At 58.8% G+C, this 15,277-nt stretch carries 17 protein-coding genes; 9 read left to right on the top strand and 8 right to left on the bottom strand.

Features of this window, described 5'->3' with window-relative positions; translation table 11 throughout:
• Positions 1–22 precede the first annotated feature (22 nt).
• Positions 23–967 carry an SDR family oxidoreductase gene (locus tag SIB64_RS01665; RefSeq protein WP_413441611.1) on the top strand — a complete coding sequence of 315 codons (945 nt, stop codon included), beginning with the start codon at positions 23–25 and terminating at the stop codon, positions 965–967.
• Here SIB64_RS01665 and SIB64_RS01670 read toward each other — a convergent pair.
• Positions 918–1,112 carry a hypothetical protein gene (locus SIB64_RS01670; RefSeq protein WP_413441612.1) on the bottom strand — a complete coding sequence of 65 codons (195 nt, stop codon included), beginning with the start codon at positions 1,110–1,112 and terminating at the stop codon, positions 918–920. The genes SIB64_RS01665 and SIB64_RS01670 overlap by 50 nt on opposite strands.
• On the opposite strand from SIB64_RS01670, the gene pdxA reads away from it, so the two are divergent.
• Positions 1,111–2,133 carry a 4-hydroxythreonine-4-phosphate dehydrogenase PdxA gene (gene pdxA, locus SIB64_RS01675; RefSeq protein WP_413441613.1) on the top strand — a complete coding sequence of 341 codons (1,023 nt, stop codon included), beginning with the start codon at positions 1,111–1,113 and terminating at the stop codon, positions 2,131–2,133. The two genes, SIB64_RS01670 and pdxA, sit on opposite strands and share 2 nt — an antisense overlap.
• Here the strand turns inward: pdxA and accB are convergent.
• Complete coding sequence (accB, locus tag SIB64_RS01680) at positions 2,130–2,612, bottom strand: acetyl-CoA carboxylase biotin carboxyl carrier protein (RefSeq protein ID WP_413442818.1); 483 nt, start codon at positions 2,610–2,612, stop codon at positions 2,130–2,132. The two genes, pdxA and accB, sit on opposite strands and share 4 nt — an antisense overlap.
• The gene (efp, locus tag SIB64_RS01685) at positions 2,612–3,172 is read right to left on the bottom strand and encodes an elongation factor P (RefSeq protein ID WP_413442819.1); all 561 of its coding nucleotides are present in this window, start codon (positions 3,170–3,172) and stop codon (positions 2,612–2,614) included. The genes accB and efp overlap by 1 nt, the downstream gene beginning before the upstream one ends.
• Before the next feature lie 32 nt (positions 3,173–3,204).
• On the opposite strand from efp, the gene SIB64_RS01690 reads away from it, so the two are divergent.
• Positions 3,205–4,314, top strand: a complete 1,110-nt coding sequence (locus tag SIB64_RS01690; RefSeq protein ID WP_413441614.1) for a peptidylprolyl isomerase — start codon at positions 3,205–3,207, stop codon at positions 4,312–4,314.
• Positions 4,311–5,297 carry a thiamine-phosphate kinase gene (thiL, locus tag SIB64_RS01695; protein WP_413441615.1) on the top strand — a complete coding sequence of 329 codons (987 nt, stop codon included), beginning with the start codon at positions 4,311–4,313 and terminating at the stop codon, positions 5,295–5,297. Before SIB64_RS01690 ends, thiL begins: the two co-directional genes overlap by 4 nt.
• Before the next feature lie 56 nt (positions 5,298–5,353).
• Here the strand turns inward: thiL and gap are convergent, their stop codons facing one another.
• Entirely contained in the window at positions 5,354–6,379 is a 1,026-nt protein-coding gene (gene gap, locus SIB64_RS01700) for a type I glyceraldehyde-3-phosphate dehydrogenase (protein ID WP_413441616.1), read from the bottom strand.
• A 174-nt stretch (positions 6,380–6,553) separates the two neighbouring features.
• Here gap and murC point away from each other — a divergent pair, with 174 nt between their 5' ends.
• Genes murC through SIB64_RS01715 form a run of 3 tightly spaced genes read left to right on the top strand, consistent with a single transcriptional unit; the run spans position 6,554 to position 9,267 of the window.
• Positions 6,554–8,002 (top strand): UDP-N-acetylmuramate--L-alanine ligase, encoded by a 1,449-nt coding sequence (gene murC / locus SIB64_RS01705; protein WP_413441617.1) that lies wholly within the window; start codon positions 6,554–6,556, stop codon positions 8,000–8,002.
• 5 nt (positions 8,003–8,007) lie between these two features.
• The gene (murB, locus tag SIB64_RS01710) at positions 8,008–8,901 is read left to right on the top strand and encodes a UDP-N-acetylmuramate dehydrogenase (protein ID WP_413441618.1); all 894 of its coding nucleotides are present in this window, start codon (positions 8,008–8,010) and stop codon (positions 8,899–8,901) included.
• Between the two features lie 24 nt (positions 8,902–8,925).
• Complete coding sequence (locus SIB64_RS01715; protein WP_413441619.1) at positions 8,926–9,267, top strand: YbaB/EbfC family nucleoid-associated protein; 342 nt, start codon at positions 8,926–8,928, stop codon at positions 9,265–9,267.
• Here SIB64_RS01715 and rsgA read toward each other — a convergent pair.
• From rsgA to grpE, 4 genes are read right to left on the bottom strand one after another with little or no spacing between them, the layout of a single operon-like run.
• On the bottom strand, positions 9,242–10,150 hold the full coding sequence (gene rsgA, locus SIB64_RS01720) for a ribosome small subunit-dependent GTPase A (protein WP_413442820.1): 909 nt from the start codon (positions 10,148–10,150) through the stop codon (positions 9,242–9,244). The two genes, SIB64_RS01715 and rsgA, sit on opposite strands and share 26 nt — an antisense overlap.
• Positions 10,134–10,373, bottom strand: coding sequence for a sulfurtransferase TusA family protein (locus tag SIB64_RS01725; RefSeq protein ID WP_413441620.1), 240 nt, complete (start codon positions 10,371–10,373; stop codon positions 10,134–10,136). Before SIB64_RS01725 ends, rsgA begins: the two co-directional genes overlap by 17 nt.
• Positions 10,373–11,506, bottom strand: a complete 1,134-nt coding sequence (gene dnaJ / locus SIB64_RS01730; protein ID WP_413441621.1) for a molecular chaperone DnaJ — start codon at positions 11,504–11,506, stop codon at positions 10,373–10,375. The genes SIB64_RS01725 and dnaJ overlap by 1 nt, the downstream gene beginning before the upstream one ends.
• Positions 11,506–12,174, bottom strand: a complete 669-nt coding sequence (grpE, locus tag SIB64_RS01735; protein WP_413441622.1) for a nucleotide exchange factor GrpE — start codon at positions 12,172–12,174, stop codon at positions 11,506–11,508. Before grpE ends, dnaJ begins: the two co-directional genes overlap by 1 nt.
• A 237-nt stretch (positions 12,175–12,411) precedes the next feature.
• On the opposite strand from grpE, the gene SIB64_RS01740 reads away from it, so the two are divergent.
• A complete protein-coding gene (locus tag SIB64_RS01740; protein ID WP_413442821.1) occupies positions 12,412–14,172 on the top strand; it encodes a GspE/PulE family protein in 1,761 nt (586 codons plus the stop codon).
• Between the two features lie 10 nt (positions 14,173–14,182).
• Positions 14,183–15,259, top strand: a complete 1,077-nt coding sequence (locus tag SIB64_RS01745) for a type IV pilus twitching motility protein PilT (RefSeq protein WP_413441623.1) — start codon at positions 14,183–14,185, stop codon at positions 15,257–15,259.
• Positions 15,260–15,277: the final 18 nt, after the last annotated feature.

Below are 15,277 nucleotides of genomic sequence, written 5' to 3' on the forward strand. Positions count from 1 at the left end.
CGGAACTAATACATCTGTACTGATGCTGAATGATCTTGTCAACCGCAGCCGGCCGCTTCCCGCCGGCTCGAAGATGCTGATTCTTGGTGGAGGCTTCAGCGGTTCTACCCTTGCAACACTGCTACGTGCGCAGGGAACGCCTGTGATCTGCACAAGGCGGAATCCAGAACCAAGCGGAACGCACCTCTGCTTCGACAGCGACAACCCAGATCAAGGCCCGAAACCAGAGGACCTGGAGGGCACCACCCATGTGCTCAGCACCATCCCGCCAAGCCGTGATGGCCGAGAGCCTGTATTGACGAACCTTCTGCCGACCTTGCGCGACCTGCCGCTGCGCTGGGTTGGCTATCTCTCCACCACAGGTGTCTATGGAGATCGGGGCGGCGACTGGGTGAGTGAAGCGGACCCTGCAACACCGGGGCAGGACCGCAGCCGACGGCGACTCGCCTGCGAAAACGCATGGCAACGGACCGGTCTACCGATGCAGATCCTGCGCTTACCAGGCATTTACGGGCCAAAACGATCGGTGATCAATGGCCTGCAACAAGGCAGAGCAAGGATGATTCACAAAACTGGACAAGTGTTCTGCCGGATTCATGTCGAAGACATTGCCGGAGCCTGTCTGCATCTCATCCACAAGGCTGAAGGGGGAGCGTGGCCTTCGGTCGTGAACATCAGCGACGACTGCCCCGCACCCAGCGAAGAGCTGCTGGGGTTCGCCGCCGATCTGATCCAGATGGAACCACCACCCTTTGAAGATTTCGACGCCGCAAGTCAGAGCATGAGTGCAATGGCTCGCTCGTTCTGGAGTGAAAATCGTCGTGTTAGCAATCATTTACTTCGCAACACGCTCAAGTACGAGCTCCTTCACCCCGATTTCCGGGTTGGCCTACGCGACTGCTGGCTGCAAGACCCCCTTAATCCAAACCGGAAGGAGACTCTGGATCCCCGATCAACCACTGGTTGAAGTCGAAGGGCTCATCATCACCAAGCGCTCCAGCACCCAGGTCGTTCAAAAGTCGGTCCCAGTGGATCTGAAGCCACTGCTGCCGTACACCCGTCGCCAGACCCACCAGCAACAACCCCAGCAGGAGCAGTCTCAGCACAACCATGACCTCCTTATATGACGCTAACCAACGGCTGGTGATCAGCCTGGGGGATCCCGCGGGGATCGGCATGGAGGTCGTGCTTAAAGCATTGGCATCCCCTGATCTGCCAGCGACGATGCGCCCACTTCTGGTGGGCTGTCGCCGTTGCCTGAACGCCACCTACACCCACTTGAAGAGCCAGGGCTGCACAACCGTCGCTGATCCGGACCGGCTCGAAGTACTCGATCAGCCGCTCAATCCTTTAATCACCCCCGGCACACCCAGTGCATTCAGCGGTGCGGCCAGCTTTCAATGGTTGACCGAAAGCGTCAGATGCCTGACTGATTCAGGAGGTCGCGCACTGGTCACAGCGCCGATCGCCAAACACCTCTGGCATGCGGCGGGCCATTCCTACCCAGGACAAACAGAGCGGCTAGCAGAGCTGGCCCATCAGACACGATCCTCAATGCTGTTCACAGCGGTGTCTCCTCAGACCGGCTGGCGACTCAACACGCTGCTCGCCACAACCCATATTTCCTTGAAAGAGGTTCCGGCGGCGCTCACACCAGAGCTAGTCGAACACAAGCTCAACGTGCTGCTCAACTTCTGCAGGCGCTTCAGCTCCAAGCCCCGTCTGACAGTTGCAGGTCTCAATCCCCATGCCGGCGAGGAAGGCAAGATCGGCGAGGAAGAAACGGAATGGCTCAGCCCGCTCCTGCGGAAGTGGAAAGCGGCCCATCCCGACATTCGGCTAGACGGGCCGCTGCCTCCGGACACCTGCTGGATCCAAGCGGCACAGGCCTGGAATCACCACAGCTGCCATGAGAAAGCTCCGAACGGAATCCTTGCCCTTTATCACGATCAAGGCCTTATCCCTGTGAAGCTGCTGGCCTTCGATGCCGCCGTCAACACCACCTTGGAGTTGCCCTTCCTGCGCACGTCTCCCGATCACGGCACCGGTTTCGACATTGCAGGACAGGGACTTGCCCGACCGGACAGCATGATCGCTGCGATACAGGCGGCCTGGGAACTGAGTGAGACCTAAGCAGGCCGCACGCGCATCAGCACCTGACCAAACTCCACTGGAGTGCCATTGTCGACCAGGATCTCGACGATTTCACCGCTGACCTCCGACTCCAATTCGTTCATCAGCTTCATCGCTTCGAGGATGCAAATGGTTTGGCCGACATTGATGCGGGTTCCAACCTCCACAAACGGGTCTTCACCGGGGGCCGGTGCGCGATAGAAGGTTCCGACCATCGGTGCGGTGACATCCAACAGGTCGCTTCTGCTCGAGGCCGCCGGAGGAGGAGGCGAACTCGAGCTGGGATCCACGGCCGCAACCGGTGCTGCTGCTGCCGGAACCGGTGCAGCCACCACAGGAGCCATCACCGCCTGTGTCGGCAGGTTGCGACGCACCTCCAGGCGGAAATCATCACCTTCGAGGCGAAATTCCTGGATGTCACTGTCTGCAAGAGATTCCAGCAGACGATGCAGTTGTTCGTGATCCAGCTGCATGGCAATCAGTTCTCGCGACCGAGGTAAGCATCGTTCCGAGTGTCCACCTTGATCTTTTCACCGATGGACAGGAAAAGAGGAACCATCACCTGAGCACCGGTTTCCAAAATGGCGGGCTTGGTGCCACCGGTTGCGGTATCGCCTTTCACACCCGGATCGGTCTCCTTGATCGCCAGAACAACGGAATTGGGCAATTCAACCTCCAGAGGCTTGTCGTTCCACGACACCACGTTCACCTCCATTCCTTCCTTCAGATATTTGCGGCTATCACCGATCTGAGCAGCACTGAGGCGCGTTTCCTCGTAGGTGCTCATATCCATGAAAACGTAATCCTCACCCTCCATATAGGTGTGCTGGAGGGAGGATTTCTCCAGCATCGCCTGGGGAATCATTTCTCCAGCCCGAAATGTTTTCTCGACGACGTTTCCGGTCTTGACCGCCTTCAGCTTGGTACGCACGAAAGCGGATCCCTTGCCAGGCTTGACATGCAGAAACTCCACCACGCGCCAAACGGCACCATCAATCTCAATCGTGGTGCCGGTGCGAAAGTCGTTGCTGGAGATCATCCCGGCGGAACGTTTCAGGGGATCATACGGCTGTGCCAAAGTCCGATCAGCACTGGGGTTCCCCCTTGGTCCATCAGCGTTTCAAGGCCGTTCTGGTCGCCCTGATCTGCATCGCAATGCTCAGTCTTTCCGGCCCTGCCTGGGCCGGTTTGCCCCAGGGCAATGCTGTGAAGGATCCTGCGGCGATCCTGCGAGATGCCCTGCCCTTTGACCAGCAGGACATCCGTGAACTCCAGCATCGGCTGGAGGGAACCAGCAACGACCTGCGCGCCAAACGCTGGAGTGCACTCGCCAAGGCTGTGAATCGCTCTGAAGCGCTGCTGAATACGCGTCGAGCCACGATTGTCACAGCCCTTCCCGACGCGCTGCAGGGCGAGGCAGACGCCCTCCTCGATCAGGTGGCCGTGGGGCTCAACACGATGAGAGAAAAGGTCGACACCTCCGACAAACCAGGTTTCATTAGCAGTCGCCGCAGCACACTCAAGGACATCGGGGCTGTTGAGGCTCTTCTGGTGCCATCGGATTACACGGTGGATATCCCGGCTGAGTTCGATGCCCTTCCGAGACTGGAGGGACGGGCGACCGTTGAAATCCAGACCAGTCAGGGGACGATGATCGCCGTCGTGGATGGATACAACGCTCCACTCACCTCTGGAGCCTTCATCGATCTGACGCTCAGAGGCTTCTATGACGGTCTGCCCTTCAACAGAGCGGAGGACTTCTATGTCTTGCAGAGCGGTGATCCCGAAGGCCCAGCCATCGGCTATATCGACCCAAAAACCAAGCAGGAACGGCACGTTCCTCTCGAAATCCGCGTTCCTGGTGAACCCGAAACCTTCTATAACGAAACCTTCGAGGACGTCGGCCTCTACAAAGCGACACCAACACTTCCATTTGCCACCCTGGGAACCCTTGGCTGGGCTCATTCAGCCCAGGCCCTGGATGACGGGTCCTCCCAGTTCTTCATGTTCCTCTATGAAGCGGAACTCACTCCCGCTGGTCTGAATCTCGTGGACGGCCGGAATGCCGCGTATGGCTATGTGGTGGAAGGATTCGATGTTTTGGAAGAACTCAGCACCGACGATCGGATCAAAACCATCAAGGTGATCGATGGCGACGATCGCCTCAAGCCTCACGCATGACGGAAACCCTGGCTGGACTGGGAGAAACCGAGCTGCTACAACGCCTGGCCCGGTTCGCTCCCGCTTACCAGCTGAGTGACGACACGGCCTGCCTGGTCGCTGACGCCAGACCCCTGCTCATCAACACCGACGTCCTGGTGGACGATGTGCACTTCAGTGAAACCACCACCGCACCAGAGGATGTGGGCTGGCGAGCCGTCAGTGCCAACTTCTCAGATCTCGCTGCCAGCGGCGCGATCAGCATTGACGGAATCACCGTGGCACTGGTGGCCCCAGGTGACACCAGCTGGGACTGGGTCAAGGGGGTGTACAGCGGCATGAGCGAAGCTCTCTCGTGCTTCGGCGGGATTCTTCTCGGCGGGGATTGTTCCACCGGCCAGGAGCGTCTGCTCTCACTCACCGCCCTTGGCCGTCTCGGTCCCTGTCATCTGCATCGCGGCCATGCCTGTCCAGGTGATGTCCTGGTGACCAGTGGTGTCCATGGGCTCAGCCGACTGGGACTGGCGCTGCTGCAGAGCGATCCTCTGGCAGATCGCTCAATCCTCAGCGCTTCCCTTCAGGCTGAAGCAATCCAACGGCATCGACGGCCGACACCTCGCTTCGATGCTCTCCAGGCCCTCTTGAACTGCAAGCCCTCGCAACTTCCCTGGCGAGCCGGTGGAACCGACAGCAGCGACGGCCTTCTGGCAGGGATCCGCGGAATGTGCGCCAGCAGCAAATGCGGAGCGCTGCTGGATCGTGATCAGCTGCCGCAAAGTGTTGACTGGCCCGAAGGTCCGCCGTGGGATCGCTGGTGCCTGGCTGGAGGTGAAGACTTCGAGCTGATCTTGAGCCTTCCGCCGTCATGGGCTGATGCCTGGCTGCAAGCCTTTCCGGAAGGCCATCGCCTCGGTTCATTTCATGCGGAGACTGATGCTGTTCTCTGGAGCGATGACCGCACCCCTGTCGTGGCGCCGGGATTCGACCACTTCGACAAGCCATGACCACAAAAAAAACCCTCCCCGAAGGAAGGGTTTGAATCATCTGCTGCGCAGATCGATCACTTCCAGTTCTTGGCCACCACTTCGGCCAGGTCAACCACTCGCTGGCTGTAGCCCCACTCGTTGTCGTACCAGGCAAGGATCTTCACAGCCTTTTCACCCATTGAGTAGGTGAGGTCCGCATCAAAGATGGTCGATTCGTCGGTGCCGGCGTAATCGGTGGAGACGAGGGGCAGATCGCTGTACTTGATGATTCCCTTCATGCCGTTCTCGGAAGCGGCCTTGATCACGGCTTTCACTTCATCAACGCTGGTGGCGCGGGAGGGCCCGAAGGTGAGGTCAACGGCCGAGACATTCGGAGTTGGAACACGCATGGCGAAGCCGGTGAGCTTGCCCTTCACCTCGGGATAAACCAGGGCAACAGCTTTGGCAGCACCAGTGGTGGTGGGAACCATGTTCAGAGCTGCTGCACGGGCACGACGCAGGTCGCGGTGACTGTTGTCAAGAATCCGCTGGTCGCCCGTATAGCTGTGGATGGTCGTCATCAGACCCCAGTCGATGCCGAAGTTCTGATCAAGCACCTTCACGATCGGCGCCAGGCAATTGGTGGTGCAGCTGGCGTTACTGAGGATGTTCCAGTCTTCATGGCGGTATTGATCGTCATTGACACCAACAACGAAGGTGCCGACACCGGGGCCCTTGCCGGGTGCCGTCAAAATCACCTTGCTGGCGCCAGCCTGGATGTGCATGCTGGCTTTTTCATCGGTGTTGAACACACCGGTTGATTCGATCACCAGATCAACGCCCCAGTCCTTCCAGGGGCAGTTGAGAGGATTGCGATCAGCGAAGAATTTGATTTCCTTGCCATTGACGATCATCGTGTCGTCATTCGTCTCGATCTTGACGCTCGGATCAAGCTTTCCAAGAATCGAGTCGTAGGTCAGCAGGTGAGCGCTGGTCTTGGGATCGGATGTGGAGTTCATCCCGACAATCTCCAAACCGGTGTCAGCGCCACGGCTGATCCAACCCCGCATCACATTGCGACCGATCCGGCCGAATCCATTAATCGCAACGCGCAGGGTCATGGCAGAAGCGGGGTTGCCGCGTTAAGGGTTTTGGCCGCCGATCATACAGAAATAAGCAAAAATTCCTTCTGCATCACCTACTAATTTTTTGTACTGATCAGAGACAAATCGTCCTTAACGGCCCAAGACGCCCTTGAACACCTGATCTATCTTTCGAATCTCTGACGTCACCCCTTGTCTCGTCCGCTCGACTCCCAGCGCCCCATTCACTTCATCGGAGTCGGTGGTGTTGGTATGTCTGCACTAGCAAGAATTCTGGCCGACCGTCAGCATCCGGTCAGCGGTTCTGACCCGCGCGAGAACAACAGCGTCCAACAGCTGCGCGACTGTGGTGTGCGCGTTTTCGCAACCCAGACAGCCGACACGATTGATGGGCTTCTGAACAGTTCCAGCGGCAGGCCGATCGTGGTGATCAGCACAGCGATCCCGGAAAGCAACCCTGAACTCGCCAGAGCGAGGGACATCAATCTTGAGATCTGGCATCGATCCGATCTGCTGGCAGCACTGATTGCCCAGCAACCTTCCATTGCGGTAGCCGGCAGCCACGGAAAAACAACCACAAGCACCCTGATCACCACCCTGCTTCATGCAGTTGGTGAGGATCCAACCGCTGTCATCGGTGGTCTCGTTCCCTGTCTAGGCAGCAATGGTCACTCCGGCCTTGGACGGCTTTTGGTGGCCGAAGCAGATGAATCGGACGGATCACTGGTCAAATTCCAGGCGTCCCTTGGCGTGATCACAAACCTGGAACTCGATCACACCGACCATTACAAGAACCTCAACGATCTGATCGCCACCGTTCAACGGTTCGGCAGAGGCTGCAAACGCCTTCTGGCCAATCACGATGATCCAATTTTGCGGGACCATTTCCGCGCTGATGCCTGGTGGTCTGTCACCAGCCCGGAAGGCGTCAACTACGCCTCGGTGCCTCTGGCACTAGAGGGGGATCGTTCGGTCGCGCGTTTTTACGAGAACGGGACCCCAATCGGAGAGTTCACGCTGCCGATGCCTGGCCTTCACAACCTGAGCAATGCCACTGCAGCCTTGGCTGCCTGCCGGATCGAGGGTTTGGCCTTCGACCAACTCAGATCAGGTCTGGCCAGTCTTCGCAGCCCTGGTCGACGCTTCGACCTGCGCGGCACCTGGAAGGAGCGCCACATTGTCGATGACTATGCCCATCACCCCAGTGAGGTGAAGGCCACCCTCGAGATGGCGCGACTGATGGTGACCGGCGGACGCAGCCCGCTACCCACGCCACCGCAACGGCTCCTGGCCGTGTTCCAGCCGCACCGCTTCAGCCGCACCCAGGAATTCCTCCAAGACTTCGCGCAAGCTCTGCAGAATTGCGATGTCTTGTTGCTGGCACCGATTTACAGCGCAGGAGAACAACCGATCCCAGGGCTGTGCAGCGACAAACTGGCCAGTTGCATTCGCCGCCTGAAGCCTGAGCTGAGCATCGAGGTCGCCAACGATCTCGACCAGCTCGTGGATCTAATCCAGACGCACAGCAAACCGCAGGATCTTGTTCTGGCGATGGGTGCGGGCGATATCAACAGCCTTTGGTCTCGCTTGGCCAGTTGCGAAGACGCTGCACTCCCTCCAACGTCAGCGATGGCAGCCTGACTTCAATGTCCCCCCTGCAACCCCGCTCCAGGGTCCCCTTGGCGGACTTCACAACCTGGCGTGTCGGCGGACCGGCCGAATGGCTGGCAGAGCCGAGCAGCATTGAAGAAACAGCCGCCTGGTTGAACTGGGCCAGCAAAGAAGGTGTGCCCTGCCGGGTGATCGGGGCCGGTTCCAACCTGCTCATCCACGACGATGGCCTGCCAGGGCTGACCCTCTGCCTGCGCAAGCTGCAAGGGGCTGAGCTTGACAGCAGCTCAGGACTGGTTCACGCCCTGGCGGGTGAACCGATTCCTTCCCTCGCCAGACGCGTAGCCCAGAACGGATTGAGTGGATTGAGCTGGTCCGTCGGGATTCCCGGAACCGTTGGCGGAGCCGCTGTGATGAACGCAGGCGCCCAGGGGGGGTGCACTGCTGAATGGCTGGAAGCCGTTGAAGTCATGCCCCTGGATGGGGGCGAACCGTTCGAGCTGAAACACAAACAGCTGAAATTCGACTATCGCCACAGCCTGCTGCAACAGGAACCACTGTTGGTCCTCGCGGCCCGCTTCCGGCTTGAGCCTGGACACGATCCCAAGGCCCTGCGTCGCCAGACCAGCAAAAATCTCAGTCATCGGACCACCACCCAGCCCTACACACAACCGAGTTGCGGCAGCGTATTCCGCAATCCAGAACCGCTCAAAGCCGGCCGTTTGATCGAAGATCTCGGTCTCAAGGGAACGCGAATCGGCGGGGCGGAAGTTTCCACATTGCACGCAAATTTCATTGTCAACACCGGCCATGCCACAGCGAAGGACATCGACCAGTTGATCGGTCTGGTGCAGCAACAGGTTCGAGAGCATCACGATCTCAACCTGCATCCGGAAGTGAAACGCCTTGGATTCCCGACCACCCCCTAACCTGCGGCTCACCTCAGCAGCACAATGGCAGGCTTCGGACTTCCCAATTTCGGCCAGCTCACCGAAGCCTTCAAGAAGGCTCAGGAAATCCAGCAAAACGCTCAAGCCCTGCAGGACGAGCTGGATGGGATGGAGATCGAGGGACGAAGCAGCGACGGTCGAGCCGGCGTCTGGTTGTCCGGGAATCAGCAACCACTGCGGGTTGAACTCGACCCGACACTGCTGCAGGAAGGTCAGCAAGCCACGGAAACTGCAACGCTGGAAGCCTTGAAAGCTGCCTATGAGCAGTCGACCGCCACGATGAAAGGCCGCATGGAAGAGCTCACAGGAGGACTCAATCTCAACCTGCCCGGGATGGGCGGCTGAGGTTCTTCAGATCATCCAGGGCCTTGATGTAGAACTCGTAGCGCTCCCAGTCCCGGCTGACTCCACAGCCGGGCTCGCCACGATGCAGACAATCCCTGAACCGACACGGCCAGGGATCCAGCTGCCGTCGCAACTCAGGAAACAACACCCCCAGTTCACTCGCATCAACTGGTATGTCCGGTCGGTTGAAACCGGGCGTATCTGCAACACGCGCCCCTGGACTCAGAGAAAACAACTCCACATGCCTGGTGGTGTGTCGCCCTCGCTGGAGGCGTCCGGAGAGATCAGCGACGCGCAGGGAAAGTTGAGGCATCAGCGCATTGAGAGCGCTGCTTTTACCAACACCCGATGGTCCGCAGATCACGGCCAGCGAAGACGACTGCAAGCGTTGACGCAGACAGTCGATCCCTTCACCAGTGGCACTGGAGATCAAGAGCGGGTCATAGCCCCATCCGCTCAGACGGGAGCGGTAGGCACGGCGATCAGCCGCATCAATCAGGTCGCATTTGGTGAGCAGGAGCTGTACCGCCAGGCCAGTTCCTTCCGCCGTCAGCAAAAAGCGACTGGCCTGATCCGGATCAAAGCGTGGTTGGTCGATCGAGAGCGCCACGACAACAGTCGAAACATTGGCGACCGCAGGACGGGACAACCAACTGGAGCGCGGCTCCACATCTGCGACCACCGCTCGGGCCTGATCAGCATCAATGGCATCGAGATGAACCCGATCGCCGACGTAGACCACCGCACCGCGATGGGCTAGACGGGTTCGTCGTGTGCAAAGCAAGCGATCCGGCACGCCAGCAGGGGCATGATCCAGCTGAACCTCGAGGTAATTGGCCTGCAGGGCCACAACGGTGCCAGCCGAATCACTCACTTTGCTGATTACAACAAATGATCTGAAGCGTGATCGATCCTTCCTCTTCACCGATGACCTCAACCTGATGGCCGGCCTCCCGCAATCCAGGAATCACCATCGCTTCGGGTTCACCGCGATCAATCCGCACCTCAAGGGAGGAACCGCTCTGCATCGATTCCAATGTCAGACGACAACGGATGAAGTTCACCGGACAGGGTGTACCCCGTAAGTCCAGGGAACCCCCACTCATCACTTCTGACCGAAGAGCCTTGCAAACAGACCGCTGTTGTGGTGGTGATGCTGTTTGCCCCGAGCGGAATGATGACCGGCCAGCTGCTCCAAAAGTCCCCGCTCGTCGTCGGAGAGACGCGAGGGCAACTGAACAGTGACAGCAATGCGCTGATCACCGCGGGCAACCGGATTGCCGAGCTTGGGAATACCTCTACCAGAAAGGGTGAGAACAGCTCCCGGCTGCGTCCCGGCTGGGATCTCAAGCTCCGTCGTTCCGTCCACGGTCTCAACCTCGATGGTGTCACCCAGAATCGCCTGGAGATAACTGACCTTCACGTCACTCAGGACGGTCAGTCCGTCGCGGCGCAACTTGGAATGCGACTTGACCGTGATGAACACGTACAAATCACCGGATGGACCCCCTCGCATGCCGGCATTGCCCTCTCCGGACACCCGCAATCGGGTGCCGGTGTCCACACCAGCGGGGATATTGATCCGTAGTTTCTTGCGCACCTGATGCACACCCTGACCTCCACAGGCGGAACATGGGTCGGCGATCACCTGACCAGTCCCTCCACAATTGGGGCACTCTGCTACTTGGGTGAAACTGCCGAATGGAGTCCGGGTCGCGCGCCGAACCTGACCTGCACCCCCGCAAGTACCGCAGGTCGTGGGTCCACTGCCCGCTTTGGCTCCACTGCCGCCGCAGGTCTGGCAGGTCTCTAGATGGGGAATCTTGATTTCCTGCTCCTCACCGAAAACCCCCTGCTCAAAGCTGATCGTGAGGTCGTAACGAAGGTCATCTCCCTGCTGGGGACCGCGACGACGCGGACGCCCCCCGCCGCCAGCTGACGCACCACCAAATCCACTAAAGAAGGTTTCAAACAGATCGGCGAAACCACCCATGTCTCCCATGTCGGGGCCACCGGCAGCACCACCAAGACCGGCCTCACCGAACTGGTCGTAACGAGCTCTTGTTTGAGGATCACTGAGAACCTCATAAGCACGACCGACTTCCTTGAACCGATCCTCCGCTCCTGGCTCTTTGTTGATGTCGGGGTGATATTGGCGGGCTAAGCGGCGGTAAGCGCGTTTGAGGGTGTCAGCATCGGCATCACGACTGACCCCAAGCAGGTCGTAGTAGTCAGCCATCAACCCTCCTCCGCAGCAGGCTGTTCAGCGTCAGCAGGAGCAGACGGTGCGGGAGCATCGCCGGGACCTGGTCCCATGGAGACCTTCACCATGGCGTGACGCAGGACTCGACCATTGAGGTGATATCCACGCTGAAGCTCTTCAACCACCACATCTTCGGGGTGCTCATGGCTCTCCTCACGAAGGACGGCCTCATGCAGTGAGGGATCGAATTCCTGACCTACCACTTCCATTCGGGCCACTCCCTGCTGCTTGAGAACCTCAACCAATTGTTTGTAAAGGCCTTGATAACTCCGATGCAGGGCCTGGGCTTCCTCTCCCTCAGGATTCAACTGCTGACGGGCCCGCTCGAAGTTGTCCACCACTGGGAGAATCTCACTCAAGGTGGAGCAAACAAGCTGCTGACGAAGATCGTCCTGATCTCGGCTCTGCCGTTTGCGGAAATTATCGAAATCAGCCGCGATGCGCATGTATTGGCTCTGGAGCATCTCGTGCTCCTGTTTGAGGGTCTGCAGTTCCTGCTCAAGCTGCTGCAGTCGCTGACTGGGATCGGCTGCCGTGGATGCACTCACAGCATCAGGGCCCGCCTGGTCTGATTCAGGGGCGACGGACACCTCGCTGGGCTCAATGGTCTGGTCCTGCGCAGGGTTGGAGGCGTCGCCGCTCATGCTGACCGGTCTGAATTTGGTGTCTAGACATGTTGAAGGGCGACGCTCACCTCCCACAAGCTGCGGAAGCCCGCACCTTTCTGCTGTGCTCCAACTGTGACTCAGACCAGGCCAATTCGCGTCGCCTCTGACAGCGCCCAACAACGGCTGGAACTGGAACTTCTGCTAAAACAAGCCGTGCCCGAACCGGCCCAGTTGAAACGGGCCCTACCTCTGCTGGAGAATCCCATCACCGAGATGGATCGCGCGGCATGGTCGGCATTTCCAGCCATGCCGCTCGCACTCGATGCGCACCATCTCGATCTAGCTGTTCCAAGCCATTGGAATGAAGCAGATCGGTTAAACCTGATCAGTCGCTTATCCGGTATCAAGCGGGAGCTCCGCCTTCATCCCACCCTGGAAAGCGATCTGAACGCGGTTCTGGCCCTGCCGGAACAGCAAAAAAAGCCACAAGAGCAACAGTTACAGAACCCCGCTGCAAAATCATTGCCGGCGTTATCAGCCGAGCCACAAGCCAACTCCGAACCAGAGCAGACCCAACAGAAGATCGAGAGCGGAGCCTCAGTCGAGGAGACCGCATCCAGTTTTCTGGAGGGATTCAGTGCCGATGGGATTCTTGACGATGAAATCGATGACGATGCCCAGCTAAACAGCAACACCATCGATCTTGAGGAGAGCTTGCGGGATGCCGAGGCATCACCCGTGGTGACCCTGGTGGATCGGATCCTGTTGCAGGCCATGTCCGTGAGTGCCAGCGACATTCACGTTGAGCCACAGCAGAAAGGGCTACGCCTGCGATACCGCCAGGACGGCGTACTTCAGCAGTACGTGGAGCCGCTGCCCAATCGCCTGATCCCAGCGGTGACATCCCGTTTCAAGATCCTGGCGGATCTGGACATCGCTGAACGTCGCCAGGCTCAGGATGGCCGGATCCGGCGTAAATACAAGAACAGGGTCATCGATTTTAGGGTCAACACCCTGCCAAGTCGATTCGGCGAAAAAATTTGTCTACGTCTTCTGGACAGCAGCGCCACCCAGCTGGGGCTGGACAAACTCGTGAGTGACCCCAACGCCCTTGATCTGATCCGAGAGCTCGGATCCAAACCCTTCGGGATGATCCTGGTGACTGGTCCCACCGGATCGGGCAAATCGACAACGCTTTATTCGTTGCTATCGGAACGCAACGACCCTGGGCTCAATATTTCAACCGTTGAAGACCCGATCGAATACACCCTGCCGGGAATCACCCAGTGCCAAGTGAACCGGGAGAAGGGATTCGATTTCGCAACAGCCCTGCGAGCTTTCATGCGCCAGGATCCGGATGTGCTGCTCGTGGGTGAAACCCGCGATCTTGAAACAGCCAAGACCGCGATCGAAGCGGCACTCACTGGGCACCTGGTACTCAGCACCCTTCACGCCAACGACGCACCGAGCACCATTGCGCGCCTCGATGAAATGGGCGTCGAGCCGTTCATGGTGGCTGCCGCATTGATCGGGATCGTTTCCCAGCGGCTGCTGCGACGGGTCTGCAGCACTTGCCGAGAAAGTTTTCAACCGAGTGAACAGGAGCTGGGACGGTTCGGGTTGATGGCCAGCCGGGAGGCGAACGTGACGTTCTACAGGGCCCATCAACACAAGGATGGTGAACCGATTTGCCCGACCTGCAACGGCAGTGGATACAAAGGACGGGTGGGTGCTTTCGAAGTGCTGCGCATCAATGAGGAGATCTCGACTGCAATTTCGAAAGGATCAACCACCGATGTTCTCCGGCAGCTCGCCCTGGAATCCGGAATGGTGACGTTGCTCGGCTACAGCCTGGAACTGGTACGGCGAGGCCACACCACCCTTGAGGAGGTTGGCCGAATGATTTTGACGGATTCAGGCCTCGAATCCGAGCGCAGGGCGCGTGCTCTAAGCACAATGACTTGTGAAGGGTGCGGGGCCGGCCTACAGGAAGGCTGGCTGGAGTGCCCCTACTGCCTGACACCACGACATTGAGGAGCCGGTCATGGATCTGATGATCGAAGACCTGATGGAACAACTGGTCGAGGGTGGCGGCAGCGACCTTCACATCGCATCCGGCCAACCGCCATACGGCCGCTTCAGCGGAGAACTGCGTCCGATGACGGAGAGCGCACTCTCGGAGGAGAACTGCAACAAGCTGATCTTCTCGATGCTGAACAACAGTCAACGAAAAACCCTTGAGCAGACCTGGGAGCTGGACTGCGCCTACGGACTCAAAGGAGTGGCTCGCTTCCGCGTCAATGTTTACCGCCAGAAGGGCAGCTATGCCGCCTGCCTCCGTGCGCTCGGAAGCACGATTCCAAGCGTTGAACTGCTCAACCTGCCTCCGGTAGTGCTGGAAACAAGCAAGCGACCACGGGGCATGGTTCTTGTCACCGGCCCAACAGGCTCAGGGAAAACCACCACGCTGGCCGCCCTGCTCGATCACATCAACCACACTCGAAGCGAACACATCCTCACGATCGAAGATCCGATCGAATTCGTTTATCACAGCGACAAAAGTCTGGCGCACCAAAGACAGCTCAATGAAGACACCCGCAGCTTCTCCAACGCACTGCGCGCCGCACTTCGGGAAGATCCGGACGTGATCCTGGTGGGTGAAATGCGCGACCTGGAGACCATCCAGCTTGCGATCAGTGCCGCTGAAACAGGGCACCTGGTTTTTGGAACACTCCACACCAGCTCGGCTGCACAAACCGTTGACCGGATGGTGGACGTCTTTCCCCCCGCCCAGCAAACACAGATCCGTGTTCAGCTTTCCGGAAGCCTGGTGGCTGTGTTTTCTCAAACGCTCTGCCGGCGCCAGAACCCGAAACCTGGAGAATTCGGTCGCGTGATGGCCCAAGAGATCCTAATCAACACGCCCGCCACAGCGAACCTGATTCGAGAAGGCAAGACAGCCCAGCTTTATTCCCAGATTCAGACCGGAGGGGAGCAAGGAATGCAAACCCTGGAAAAAGCGTTGGCCGATCTGGTGAACGGCGGCGCTATCTCCCGAGGTGAAGCGATTGCCAAAGCGAGCAAACCCGCAGAACTTGAACGTCTGATCAGCGATGACTGATTGCAGCTTCCCTGAGTG

The sequence above is a fragment of the Synechococcus sp. MIT S1220 genome (genome assembly GCF_047303025.1).
Classification (GTDB): Bacteria; Cyanobacteriota; Cyanobacteriia; order PCC-6307; family Cyanobiaceae; genus Parasynechococcus.